This is a genomic window from Curvibacter gracilis ATCC BAA-807 (assembly GCF_000518645.1).
Taxonomy (GTDB): domain Bacteria; phylum Pseudomonadota; class Gammaproteobacteria; order Burkholderiales; family Burkholderiaceae_C; genus Curvibacter; species Curvibacter gracilis.
The window spans coordinates 13514-26065 of the sequence record NZ_JADZ01000012.1 but is presented as its reverse complement, the minus strand read 5'-3'; the positions used below and the strand labels follow the sequence as shown (position 1 = coordinate 26065).

Genomic DNA, 12552 nt, shown 5'->3' with positions numbered 1-12552 from the left:
CAGAGGCCTGGCAGAGCCCCCACCCAAGACGGGCAAATTACTCTAGGAAAGTGCATATGAAGCTAGCTGACAATAAAGCCACCCTGTCGTTCAGCAACGGCAGCCCCAGCGTCGACCTGCCGGTCTACCACGGCAACATCGGTCCGGACGTCATCGACATCCGCAAGCTGTACGCGCAGACCGGCATGTTCACCTACGACCCGGGCTTTCTGTCGACAGCCTCGTGCCAGTCGGCCATCACCTACATCGATGGCGACAAGGGCGAACTGCTGTACCGCGGCTACCCCATCGAGCAGTTGGCCGTGAACTGCGACTTCCTGGAAACCTGCCACCTGCTGCTGTACGGTGAACTGCCGAACGCCACGCAAAAGTCCGACTTCACCAACCGTGTCACCCAGCACACGATGGTGAACGAACAGATGCAGTTCTTCCTGCGTGGCTTCCGCCGCGATGCACACCCGATGGCTGTGCTGACCGGTCTGGTGGGCGGTCTGTCGGCCTTCTACCACGACAGCACCGACATCAACAACCCTGAGCACCGCGAGATCGCTGCCATCCGCCTGATCGCCAAGCTGCCGACCCTGGTCGCCATGGCTTACAAGTACAGCGTGGGCCAGCCCTTCATGTACCCGAAGAACGATCTGTCGTACGCCGGCAACTTCCTGCGCATGATGTTCGCCACCCCGTGCGAAGAGTACAAGGTGAACCCGGTGATCGAGCGCGCGCTCGACCGCATCTTCATCCTGCACGCTGACCACGAGCAAAACGCCTCCACCTCGACCGTGCGTCTGTGCGGCTCGTCGGGCACCAACCCGTTCGCAGCCATCGCCGCCGGCGTGGCCTGCCTGTGGGGCCCGGCCCACGGTGGCGCCAACGAAGCCTGCCTGAACATGCTGGAAGAAATCCAGGCCATGGGCGGCGTGGCCAAGGTCGGCGAGTTCATGGAAAAGGTGAAGGACAAGAACTCGGGCGTGCGCCTGATGGGCTTCGGTCACCGCGTGTACAAGAACTACGACCCGCGCGCCAAGCTGATGCAGGAAACCTGCAACGAAGTGCTGGAAGCCCTGGGCCTGGAAAACGACCCGCTGTTCAAGCTGGCCAAGGAACTCGAGCGCATCGCCCTGTCGGACGACTACTTCGTGTCGCGCAAGCTGTACCCGAACGTCGACTTCTACTCGGGCATCGTGCAACGCGCCATCGGCATCCCGGTCAGCCTGTTCACCGCCATCTTCGCGCTGGCCCGTACCGTGGGCTGGATCGCCCAGCTGAACGAAATGATCGGCGACCCCGAGTACAAGATCGGCCGTCCGCGTCAGCTGTTCACCGGCTCGCCCCGCCGCGACGTCAAGCCCCTGGGCCAACGTTGATGACCCCGGCACAGGCCACCCGCGTGGCCCGTGCCTGAAGGCCTCAAGCCTGCCCAAGCCCGCCACCCTGGCGGGCTTTTTTCATGGGGCCTCGCCAAAGCGCTCGCGGTAGGCCTGGGGGGTGACGCCCAGCCGGCGGATGAACAAGGCCCGCAGCGCCTGCTCCGACTGGAAACCCACGCGCGCCGCCACGGCCTTGACCGGCAGGCCGGCGCCCTCCTCCAGCAAGCGCCGGGCCCCTTCCAGGCGCGCGGTCTCGATGAACTCGGACGGGCTCTGTCCGCACTCCTGCGCAAACACACGCCGGAAGTTGCGCTCGCTCATCGCGGCCTGCGAGGCCAGCGCCGCCAGGGTGATGGGCTGATCCAGGTGCGACAGCACCCAGGCCTGCACCTCGCGGATGCCCGGGTGGCGCGTGGCCTGGCTGGCCAGGTGCACGCTGAACTGCGACTGCCCGCCCGGGCGCTTGAGGTACATCACCAGATCGCGCGCCACCTCCAGGGCCAGGGCATGGCCAAAATCTTCTTCGACCAGGGCCAGGGCCAGATCGATGCCGGCCGTCACCCCGGCCGAGGTCCAGAACTTGCCGCTGCGCACATAGATCGCATCGGGGTCGACCTGCACCCTGGGAAAGCGCTGGCGCAGCAACTCGGTCACGCTCCAGTGGGTGGCTGCGGGCCGCCCATCCAGCAGGCCGGCCGCTGCCAGAAAGAAGCAACCCGAACACAAGGCCACCATGCGCCCCACCTGGGGGGCCGTGCGGGCCGCCCAGGCCACCAGACCGGGCGAGGCCTCCAGCGCCTGCTCGATGTGGCGCGAGCCCACGATCAGGGCCACATCAGGCGCCGGGCCCGCACCGGCCTGTCGCGTGGCCTCCAGGGCCATGACGGTGTCCGAGCGCACCAGGCCCGTCTGCTCGGCCACCACCGACACCTGGTAACCCGGCCCCAGCCCACGCCGGGCCAGGTGCAGGTTGGCGTAGTCAAAGACCGACAGCGGCCCCACGGCCTCCAGCGCCTTGAAGCCGGGGTAGACGACGATGTCCACGGTGAAAGGGGGCGAAGCGGGCAGGGATGACATGGGCAACAAACACGTGAAAAGGTCGAAACAGGTCAGAACAGCTTGAAAGGGAAGGCACGGGACGCAGGCACGCCTCGCCACCACCGCCCCTGAAGATGGCCGACGGCCAATCTAGCGATGGCAGCGGCCAAATTGTGCGGCACTTCCACCCCGGCCCCCGCAACAGGGGCCGAGTTCGGTAGAGTGCGCCACCAGACCCCTCTTCTTTCTGACATCCCCCCGGAGCCCCCCATGAAAACGCGTGCCGCCGTCGCCTGGCAAGCTGGCCAGCCCCTCACCATCGAAACCGTTGACCTGCAAGGCCCCAAGTTTGGCGAAGTGCTGGTCGAGATCAAGGCCACCGGCATCTGCCACACCGACTACTACACCCTGTCGGGCGCCGACCCCGAAGGCATCTTCCCGGCCATCCTGGGCCATGAGGGCGCCGGCATTGTGGTCGATGTGGGCCCGGGCGTGACCACCCTCAAGAAGGGTGACCACGTGATCCCGCTCTACACCCCCGAATGCCGCCAGTGCAAGTTCTGCCTGTCACGCAAGACCAATCTGTGCCAGCTGATCCGCGGCACCCAGGGCAAGGGCCTGATGCCCGACGCCACCAGCCGCTTCAGCCTGGACGGCAAGCCCATCTTCCACTACATGGGCACCAGCACCTTCAGCAACTACACCGTGGCCCCCGAGATCTCGCTGGCCAAGATCCGCGAAGATGCGCCCTTCGACAAGGTCTGCTACATCGGTTGCGGCGTCACCACCGGCATCGGTGCCGTGATCTTCACGGCCAAGGTCGAGGCCGGCGCCAATGTGGTGGTGTTCGGTCTGGGCGGCATCGGCCTGAATGTGATCCAGGGCGCCAAGATGGTGGGCGCCGACAAGATCATCGGCGTCGACATCAACCCGGCCCGCCAGGAGATGGCCCGCCAGTTCGGCATGACCCACTTCATCAACCCCAAGGAAGTCGAGAACGTGGTCGATGCCATTGTTCAACTGACCGATGGCGGTGCAGACTACAGCTTCGAATGCATCGGCAACACCCAGGTCATGCGCCAGGCCCTGGAATGCACGCACAAGGGCTGGGGCCGCAGCATCATCATCGGCGTGGCCGAGGCCGGCGCCGAGATCAGCACCCGCCCCTTCCAGTTGGTCACCGGCCGCAAGTGGGAAGGCTCGGCCTTCGGCGGCGCCCGCGGCCGCACCGACGTGCCCAAGATCGTCGACTGGTACATGGAGGGCAAGATCAACATCGACGACCTGATCACCCACACCATGCCGCTGGAAGACATCAACAAGGGTTTTGACCTGATGAAGCGCGGCGAGTCGATCCGCGGCGTGGTCCTCTACTGAGTCTCCCGAGCCCACCATGACCTTGGAAACCCTCAGCCAGCACCGCTGCTTCGGCGGCGTGCAGCGCTACCACCGCCATGCCTCCAGCACCATCGGCCTGCCGATGCGCTTTTCGGTCTACCTGCCGCCCCAGGCCGAGGCCGGCCCGGTGCCGGTGCTGCTCTACCTGGCAGGGCTGACCTGCACCGAAGAGACCTTCATGATCAAGGCCGGCGCCCAGCGCGTGGCCGCCGAACTGGGCCTGGCCCTGGTCACGCCCGACACCAGCCCGCGCGGCGCGGGTGTGCCGGGCGAGGCCGAGGCCTGGGATTTCGGGGTCGGGGCTGGCTTCTACCTCGACGCCACCCAGGCGCCATGGGCCACCCACTGGCGCATGGAAAGCTACCTGCTCGACGAACTACTGCCCTTGCTGGGCACCCTGCAGGGGCTGGACGTGACGCGCGTGGGCATCACCGGCCATTCGATGGGCGGGCATGGCGCCCTGACCCTGGCGCTGCGCCACCCGGGGCGCTTCCGCTCGCTGTCGGCCCTGGCCCCCATCTGCGCCCCCACACGCTGCCCCTGGGGCGAGAAGGCCTTCACCGGCTACCTGGGCCCGGACCGGCAGCACTGGTCCGGCCACGACGCCACCGAACTGATGAGCGCCCGTCAGGCCCCGCTGCTGCCGCAGAACATCCTGATCGACCAGGGCCTGGCCGACAACTTTCTGGCCGAACAACTGCACCCCCACCTGTTCGAAGCGGCCTGCGCCCAGGTCGGCCAGGGCCTGCAACTGCGCCGACATGAAGGCTATGACCACGGCTACTACTTTGTGAGCAGCGTGATCGAAGACCACCTGCGCCACCACGCCGCCACGCTGTGCGCCTGAGGCGACCGCACACCGGGGTTTGACGCAAGACAGGAGGCCGGCCGAGCCGGCCTCCATAATGCGGCTCATGCGCTTGGAACAACCGTTCAGCCCCCTCCCTGCCCCTTCCCACCGTTTGTTTGCGCCCGCTCCGTGGCGTGCAGGCGCCCTGCTGGCCCTCCTGATGGGCTTGGGGCCCTTGTCGACGCTGGCCGACGAACTCACCCCGGTGGCCAGCTCGGCCCAGCCCCTGGACCTGCGTCTGGCCGCCTCCGATGCTGCGCCAGCCCCCTCTTCGGCCACCCCCACCCTGGCCGGTGAGGCCCGCACACCCGGCGTGGGCTTTGAGCCGCCCGAACCCCGCCTCAGCTACCTGCTGGGGGCCGGCCTGCGCAGCAGCCCCAACTATTCGGGGGCGGCCGGCAACCGGCACCGCATCAGCCCGGTCTGGCTGGTGTCGTACGGGCGCTTCAAGCTCAGCACCGGCGGGGCCAACGCCTTGCTGGGCTACGGCGCCGAAATGGGCGGATCCGGCGCCACCGCCACCCTGCTGAGCCTGCGCGACCTGCAGCTCAATGCCTCGCTGGGTTTTGACAATGGGCGCAGCGCCTCCGACGACCCGCGCCTGAGTGGCCTGCCCGATGTGCGACGCACCATCACGGGGCGGCTGGGCCTGGGCCTGGCGCTGGGCTATGGCTGGGCCGTGGGCACAGGCCTGACGCAGGATCTGCTGGGCCGCGACGCCGGCAGCCAGGTCGACACCTCGCTCAGCTACACCTGGCAAGTCACTCCACGCACCCGTTTGGTGCTTGGCGGAGGCACCAGTTGGGGGAATGGCACCTACATGAACAGCCACTACGGGGTGCCCGCCGGGGCCTCGTCACTGCCCGCCTACCAGGCCGGGGCCGGCTTCTACAGCCGCTCGATCGGTATCAGCTTCACCAGCGCCCTCACACCGCAATGGCTGGTGTATGGCGGCGTGGGGGGCACCCAATTGCGCGGCCCGGCACGTGCCAGCCCGCTGACGGAGCGCCCCAACGGCGTCTCTGCCAACCTGGGCGTGGCCTACCGCTACCGCTGAGCGGAGACACCCCAGCGCCTCAGTACCGGGGCCGCTCGGCACACACATCGAGCACGGTGCCGGCCACCCGACGCGGCGTCGGCAGCGGCTCATCGTCAAACAAGCCGGGTTGGCGCAAGGCCTGCTCGGGGTCGTGCATGAAGTGCGACAGGTCCAGCTCCACCCTGTCTCGGTTCAGCCCCAGGCGGGCGCAGGCGCGCGCAAAGCGCTGGCTCAGTAGATCGCCCCACAGGCCCTGGCCCTTCATGCGGGTGGAGAAATCGCCCGCCGAATCCTGCCCGCCACGGTGGTCGCGCAAGCGGGCCAGCACGCGGGCGGCGCGATCGGGGTAGTGCTGCTGAAGCCATTCGGTGAGCACCTCGCGCAGCTCCCAGGGCAGGCGCAGCACGGTGTAAAAGGCCGAACGGGCACCGGCCTCGGCGGCCGCCGTCAGCACCTGCTCCATGTCTTCGTTGAGAAAGGGGATCTGCGGCGCCACGCTCACCCCCACGGGCACGCCCGCCTCGGCCAGGGTGCGGATGGTGCGCAGGCGCCGCTGCGGCGAGGCGGCCCGGGGCTCCAGGCGGCGCGCCAGCTCGGCGTCCAAGGTGGTGATGGTCACGTACACCGCCACCAGGCCTTGGCGCGCCATCGGCGCCAACAGGTCCAGGTCGCGCTCGACCAGGCTGGCCTTGGTGATCAGCGAGAACGGGTGCTGGTGCCGCTGCAAGACCTCGATCACGCGCCGCGTCAGGCGCAGCTCGCGCTCCACCGGCTGGTAGCAGTCGGTGGCCGAGCCCAGGTTGGTCATGCGGGCCTGGTAGGTGGGCCGCGACAAGGCCTGCTCCAGCAACTCAGGCAGGTTGTGCTTGGCCACGATCTTGGTCTCGAAATCCAGGCCCGGCGAGTACCCCAGGTAGCTGTGGGTGGGCCGCGCATAGCAGTAGCTGCAGCCATGCTCGCAACCCCGGTAGGGGTTGATCGCCTGGTCAAAAGCGATGTCGGGCGAATCGTTGCGGCTCAGCGCGCTGCGCGCGGACTCGGTGATCACCTGGGTGGCCGGCCGTGCGGGATCGGCCTCGGCCCCCTCGCCCCCCTCGGTACTTGCCCAGCCATCGTCCGCCCACTCGCGCTGGTCCTTGCTGAAGCGGTGCGCCACCGCACTGGACACGCCCCGACCCTTCAGCACCTGCACAGGCCTGGGCACGATGGGGGGCGGGCTGAAGTCGTCCATGGGGGCTCCGATGACTGTATTTTCATACAGTGTATCGGAAAGCCCGCGCGGACGGTCAGCCCGGGTGCGGGCAGGGGTTCAGCTCAATGCCCGCCCGCCCCCATGTTCACCGGCCCGCTCATGCCCCGCTGCAGAAACCAGGCACAGGCCGCCGCCAGCAGCATCGGCACCAGCATCAGCCGGAAGATGTCGGGCATGGCCAGGCCGCCGCTGATCATGATGCCCACCATGCTGGCCCCGGTCAGCGAGCCCACGCGAGACAGCGTGGCGGCCCAGCCCACACCGGCGCCGCGCATGTAGGTCGGGTAGACCGAGGCCGCCACGGCCTGCAGGCCCACCACCGGCCCGGCCACGCAAAAGCCGCTCAACAGCGTCACCGGCACGAACCACGGCGTGCCCACGGCCGCCGTCAGCAACCAGGGGGTCAGGCCTCCCAGGACGAACACCGAGCCCAACCAGACGGCGGGCCGCAGGCGGCGCAAGGCCAGCGCCGTGCTCACCGAACCGATCAAGGCGCCGATCTGGAAACTCGAGGCCAGCTTCGAGGCCTGGGCCGGATCGATGCCCCCCAGGTGCAACAGCGAAGGCAGCCAGCTGGCGATGGTGTAGAAGCTCAGCAGCACGGTGAAGTTCATGCCCCACAGCGCCAGCGTGACGGCCGCATAACGCCCCCGGAACAACTCGGTCACCCGGGCCTTGGGGCCGGCCTGGGGGTTCTCATGGCTGACAAAGGCCGTGCGGCGGAACTCACGCCCCGGAAACAGCCTGTCCATGGCGGCAGGCACCCCGGCCGCCCGTTGCGGGCGCAAGGCCATGTAACGCGGCGACTCGGGCATCCAGGCCGCCAGCAACACGATCATGGCAATCGGCACCACCCCGCCGATGAGCATGATGCCCTCCCAGCCCACCTGGTGCAGGTAGGCGCCGGTGATCAGGCCGGCCAGCACCGAGCCGGTGAGAAAGCCGCTGAAGACAATGGCCAGGATGGTCGAGCGCGAGCGCGCCGGGGTCAGTTCAGCACACAGGGTGGACAAGGCCGGCAGGGCCGCACCGATGCCGGCACCGGTGGCAAAGCGCCACAGCATGAGTTCGGTGTAGCCCTTGGACAGGGCGACGCCGATGCAGGCCACGCCGAAGATCAGCACGCTGATCACGCTGACCCGTTTGCGGCCATACACATCGCACAGCATGCCGCCCACAAAGGAGCTGAGCAGCAACCCGCCCATGCCGGCGGCAAACAGGCCGGACACCTCGGTGCTGCTCAGTTGAAAGGCCTTGGCCATCGAAGGCACCAGAAAGCCGATGGCGGCGGTGTCAAAACCTTCGATGGTGATGAAAAGAAAGATCAGGAAGAAGATCACCAGCCGGCGAAAGCCGAGCGGCGACTGCTCGATGACCTCGACAAGATCGAGGGTGGGCAACTTGGACAAGATGGTTCCTTGGACAGGCCAGGCCCGCGGGTTGGCCTGGAGGGATGAAGATCGGAGCTTGGGACCCTCGGCCAGGCACTGCCGCTTCAGGCGGCGCCTGGCCTGGCCACCATCACAGCTTGAAGAAAGCCTGGGCGTTGTCGCGCAGGATGCCTTGACGCTGCGCGGGGGTGAGGAAGTCCACCCCGCGCACCAGGCTGCCGATGTCCTGCTCGCCCAGGGGGAAGGGGTAATCCGAGCCCAGCATCACGCGGTCCGCCCCCATCACATCGACCAGCAGGCGCAAGGCGCCCGGGTTGAACACCACGCTGTCGACGTGAAAGCGGCGTGCGTACTCCGAGGGCTTGCGCGGGCAATCCTTGCGCACGATGTCACGGTGCTCCCAGGCGTTGTCGACCCGGCCCAGGCCGTAGGCGAAATTGCCGCCGCCATGGGCAAAGCAGATCTTCAGCGATTCGGGAATGCGCTCCATGGCGCCTGACATGATCAGCGAGAGCATGCCCAGCTGGGTTTCTGCCGGCATGGCCACCAGCCAGGGCAGCATCCATTTCTGCATGCGTTTGTCGCCCCCCATCATGTCCCAGGGGTGCACCAGCACCGGGATGTCCTGTTCGGCACAATGGATCAGGAACTCGACCAATTGCTCGTCGTCCAGGTCCTTGTCCCCCAGGTGGTTGCCGATCTGAATGCCCACGCAGCCGGCCTGCATGGCACGCGAGGCCTCCGCGCAGGCCGCCTCCAGGTCTTGCAGGGGCACCTGGGCCAGCGCCTTCAGGCGGGTCGGGTGCGGTGCGCAGAAGGCCAGCGCCATGTCGTTCATGCGCGCTGCCCAGTCGGCCGCCCGCTGCGCCTGCCAGGCGTAGCCGAACATGACCGGGGTGGCACAGACGAGCTGGGTGGCAATGCCCTGCTGGTCCAGCTCCTGCACCCGGTAGCCCGGGTCCCACAAGGCCTGGTAGACCGGGCGGAAGGGCTTCTCACCCAGCATGATCTGCCCGGTGCTGCCGCCCGCGTCGACCGCCAGCCAGGGGGCCCGCTCGGGCGCCATGGCGCGGGCCTGCTCGGCGCTGATCGGCGGGAAGAAGTGAGAGTGCATGTCGATCATGCGTAGACCCTCGCGTGAGACGACTTGGCGATGTCGCTGTGCCAGGCCTTGAAATCACGGCCCGGGTGCTGCAGACCACATTTCGGGCACACGCGCTCGGCATCGGAGGTGGCGTAGAACTGCTCATACACCGGCGGCAGGTCGGCCACGATGCTCTGCAGCTGCATCTCGTAGCGCTTGATCAGGGTGCCGCAGGCGGCGCAGCCCCACTGCAGGGCATCGGGTTCGCCCGCGGGGCGGCGCCGCTCCACCACCAGGCAGCGGCTTTCCGGATCGGGGCGCTGCGGCGAGTGCAGCGTGTGCGGGGGCATCAGGAACACATCGCCCTCGTTGAGGGTGACACGCTCATAGCGGTCGCGGTCCCAGATGATGATGAAGGCATTGCCCTTGAACTGGTAGAAGAACTCCTCCACCGGGTCGTCATGAAAATCGCTGCGCTCGTTGGGGCCGGCCACCACGGTCACCATGAAATCGGAATCGGGCCAGATCTGCGCATTGCCCACCGGGGGGCGCAGCAGGTGATTGTGCTCACCCAGCCATTGGCCAAAGTTCAGGGGCATGCCGTACTTCAATTCAAACATCTTGGGTCTCCTTGGGTTGTTGTGGGGCACTGGGGTGATAGGCCACGGCCTTGATCTCGATGAGCAGGTGCGGGTGTGGCAACTGGTGCACTGCGACGGTGGTGCGGGTGGGCCCGTCGTAGTCGAAATACTCGGCCCAGACTTCATTGAAGCCACCGAAATCGTTCATGTTCACGAGGAACACCTGGGTCTCGACCACGTCTGCCAGGCCGGCCCCGACACTTTTCAGGATGTCGCGGATGTTCTCGATCACGGCCCGGGTCTGGGCCAGGATGTCCAGCGCCGTGACCCCCATCGGGTCGACCTGGACACCCTCAAAACTGTTGTCGGGACGGCGTGAGCTGGTGCCCGACACGTAGATGAAATCACCTGCCCGCTTGAGGTGGGGAAAGCGTCCTCGCGGTGTGGCCTTGCCGGCCACGACCTGTGCGCCTGAACTCATGTGCTTGTCTCCTGTGAGTCTGTTGTTCTGGATGGGTCTGCCGACCGCTGTCAGCGTGTGCTGAAAGCCACCTGCCCCAGCGCGCTCGCGCCACTGCCGATGCGGCACTGCACGTGCAGGCCGGGCGTCAGGGCCTCGGCTGCGGTGGCGGCACCGGCCATGATCAGAGAGCCCGGGGGCAGGCTCAGGCCCGCCTGGTGCAGCAGGCGCGAGGCCTGCACGATGGAGCGCAACGGGTGCCCCAGGATGGCGGCGGTGGAACCCACCTGCACATCGCGACCGTCGAACTGCATGCGCACCCCGGCATTGGGCAGGCCGGAGAAATCACGGCTCCAGGGCCCCACCACCAGGCCGGCCGATGAGCAGTTGTCGGCCACCACGTCCTCCAGGGTGAACTTGAAGTTGCGGTAGCGCGAATCGATGATCTCCATGGCCGGGGCCACGGCGTCGAGGTAGTCCACGGCCTCGAGTGCGGTCAGGGGAGCATCGATGGTGCGGCGGGTGACGAAGCAGACCTCGGGCTCCACGCGGGGGTGGATGAAGCGCTTCAGGTCCACCACACCGCCGTCTTCGTCCATCATGGTGTTGGTGAGCCAACCCCAGATCAGGTTGTCCACGCCCATCTGGACCATCTTGGCGCGGCTGGTGAAGCCGAGCTTGATGCCGATGCGGTGCTCGCCGCGCGCCACCCGGCGCTCGATCGAAGCCCGCTGGATGGCGTAGGCCTGGTCGAGGTCGAACTGCCCGGCTGGGAATTGCTGCACATCATGTGCGTGGTGGGCCGCGTCATCCAGCACGGCGGCAAAGCTGTCGATTTTTGTCATGTCGGTTCTCTGAATTCGGGGGGCTGGGGTGGGCTTGGTGGGCCGTGCTCATCGCTCGAACACGGCGCGGATCGAGCCCAGGCCTTCGATGTGCGCCGTGAACACATCGCCGCGCTGCACCGGCACCATGGGCCCGAGCGCACCGGTCATGAGCACGTCGCCAGCGCGCAAGGGCGTGCCCAGGCGGGCCATGACGTTGGCCAGCCAGACGGCGGCATTGAGCGGGTTGCCCAGGCAAGCCGAGCCGGCGCCCACCGACACCTGATCGCCGCGGCGCTCCATCATCATGCCGCAGTCGGCCAGCTCCAGGCGGCTCAGCTTCACGGGCCGGGTGCCCAGCACGAACAGACTGGATGAGGCGTTGTCGGCCACCGTGTCGGCCAGCCGGATGTCCCAGTTGCGGATGCGGCTGCCCACCACTTCGAGCGCCGGCAAGGCGTAGGCGGTGGCGCTGATCAGGTCGGCCACCGTGTGGCGGCTGTGCGTCAGGTCACGGCCCAGCACCAGGGCGATCTCGGCTTCGATCTTGGGTTGCTGCAGGCGTGACCAGGCGATCTCTTCGCCGTCACCCACCGCCATGTCGGCAAACAGGGCGCCGAAGTCGGGCGAGTCCACGCCCAGCTGGCGTTGCACCGCCACCGAGGTCAGGCCGATCTTGCGCCCCACCAATCGCCCACCGGCGTCCAGGCGGCGTTGGGTCAGGTCCTGCTGCACCAGGTAGGCCGCTTGCAGCACATCGCCCCCCTGGGCGCCCTGCTCGATTTGCTCTCGCACCGGGGCCACGGCCTCACCGGTTTGTTCAGCGGACCAGAGCAGGTCCGCAACAGCTTTCAATGTGGGATTCACGACAACGCTCCTGAGGCGGGGTAAAAACAGAATTCGATTTCCACCAGGGCCCCGAGGGGCAGGTGGGTGACCCCCACGGCCGTGCGGGCTGGGGGCGTGAGGCTGGCGAACTGACGCTCCCAGACTTCGTTGATGGCGCCGAACTCCTCGAACACCGTGGTGTAGAGACGGGCCATGCACAGGTCAGCCATGTGCAGCCCGTAATCGGGCAAGGCCAGCGCCAGGTTGTCGAAGATGCGCTGGGTCTGGGGGCCCACGCCACCGGGCACCAGTTGGCCGGTGGCGGGGTCCAGGGCCACCATGCCCGACAGCCAGGCCAGCGGCCCCACCTTGACGCAAGGTGTGTAGCGAAAGCGCGGTGCTGCCAGGCGTGGCGAGCTGAGGTTGTGCCGCTGCAT

13 protein-coding genes are annotated in these 12552 nt (G+C 67.4%); 4 read left to right on the top strand and 9 right to left on the bottom strand.

Features of this window, described 5'->3' with window-relative positions; genetic code table 11:
• Positions 1–56: 56 nt before the first annotated feature.
• Positions 57–1367, top strand: a complete 1311-nt coding sequence (locus L880_RS0109775; protein WP_019574358.1) for a citrate synthase — start codon at positions 57–59, stop codon at positions 1365–1367.
• Positions 1368–1448: 81 nt separating this feature from the next.
• Here the strand turns inward: L880_RS0109775 and L880_RS0109770 are convergent, their stop codons facing one another.
• A complete protein-coding gene (locus tag L880_RS0109770) occupies positions 1449–2447 on the bottom strand; it encodes a GlxA family transcriptional regulator (RefSeq protein WP_027475523.1) in 999 nt (332 codons plus the stop codon).
• Positions 2448–2678: 231 nt separating this feature from the next.
• Between L880_RS0109770 and L880_RS0109765 the strand changes: the two genes are divergently transcribed.
• The 3 genes from L880_RS0109765 (at position 2679) to L880_RS0109755 (ending at position 5713) form a co-directional block, all read left to right on the top strand.
• Positions 2679–3785, top strand: a complete 1107-nt coding sequence (locus tag L880_RS0109765) for an S-(hydroxymethyl)glutathione dehydrogenase/class III alcohol dehydrogenase (RefSeq protein WP_027475522.1) — start codon at positions 2679–2681, stop codon at positions 3783–3785.
• 16 nt (positions 3786–3801) lie between these two features.
• Positions 3802–4653: an S-formylglutathione hydrolase gene (gene fghA, locus L880_RS0109760; protein WP_027475521.1), complete on the top strand. Its 852-nt coding sequence runs from the start codon at positions 3802–3804 to the stop codon at positions 4651–4653.
• A 67-nt stretch (positions 4654–4720) separates the two neighbouring features.
• A complete protein-coding gene (locus tag L880_RS0109755) occupies positions 4721–5713 on the top strand; it encodes a MipA/OmpV family protein (RefSeq protein WP_169737745.1) in 993 nt (330 codons plus the stop codon).
• 19 nt (positions 5714–5732) lie between these two features.
• Here the strand turns inward: L880_RS0109755 and L880_RS32125 are convergent, their stop codons facing one another.
• The 8 genes from L880_RS32125 to L880_RS0109715 form a co-directional block, all read right to left on the bottom strand.
• Positions 5733–6926, bottom strand: coding sequence for a PA0069 family radical SAM protein (locus L880_RS32125; RefSeq protein ID WP_051443206.1), 1194 nt, complete (start codon positions 6924–6926; stop codon positions 5733–5735).
• An 83-nt stretch (positions 6927–7009) separates the two neighbouring features.
• Positions 7010–8356, bottom strand: coding sequence for an MFS transporter (locus L880_RS0109745; protein ID WP_027475519.1), 1347 nt, complete (start codon positions 8354–8356; stop codon positions 7010–7012).
• Positions 8357–8468: 112 nt separating this feature from the next.
• Positions 8469–9461 carry an amidohydrolase family protein gene (locus L880_RS0109740; RefSeq protein WP_027475518.1) on the bottom strand — a complete coding sequence of 331 codons (993 nt, stop codon included), beginning with the start codon at positions 9459–9461 and terminating at the stop codon, positions 8469–8471.
• Positions 9458–10042: a 3-hydroxyanthranilate 3,4-dioxygenase gene (locus L880_RS0109735; protein WP_027475517.1), complete on the bottom strand. Its 585-nt coding sequence runs from the start codon at positions 10040–10042 to the stop codon at positions 9458–9460. Before L880_RS0109735 ends, L880_RS0109740 begins: the two co-directional genes overlap by 4 nt.
• Positions 10035–10484 (bottom strand): RidA family protein, encoded by a 450-nt coding sequence (locus tag L880_RS32120; RefSeq protein WP_043329132.1) that lies wholly within the window; start codon positions 10482–10484, stop codon positions 10035–10037. The genes L880_RS0109735 and L880_RS32120 overlap by 8 nt, the downstream gene beginning before the upstream one ends.
• Positions 10485–10534: 50 nt before the next feature.
• Positions 10535–11308 (bottom strand): 2-keto-4-pentenoate hydratase, encoded by a 774-nt coding sequence (locus tag L880_RS0109725; protein WP_019574348.1) that lies wholly within the window; start codon positions 11306–11308, stop codon positions 10535–10537.
• A gap of 48 nt (positions 11309–11356) precedes the next feature.
• Positions 11357–12154 (bottom strand): 2-keto-4-pentenoate hydratase, encoded by a 798-nt coding sequence (locus L880_RS0109720; protein WP_043329130.1) that lies wholly within the window; start codon positions 12152–12154, stop codon positions 11357–11359.
• Positions 12151–12552 (bottom strand): RidA family protein, encoded by a 402-nt coding sequence (locus L880_RS0109715; protein WP_019574346.1) that lies wholly within the window; start codon positions 12550–12552, stop codon positions 12151–12153. The genes L880_RS0109720 and L880_RS0109715 overlap by 4 nt, the downstream gene beginning before the upstream one ends.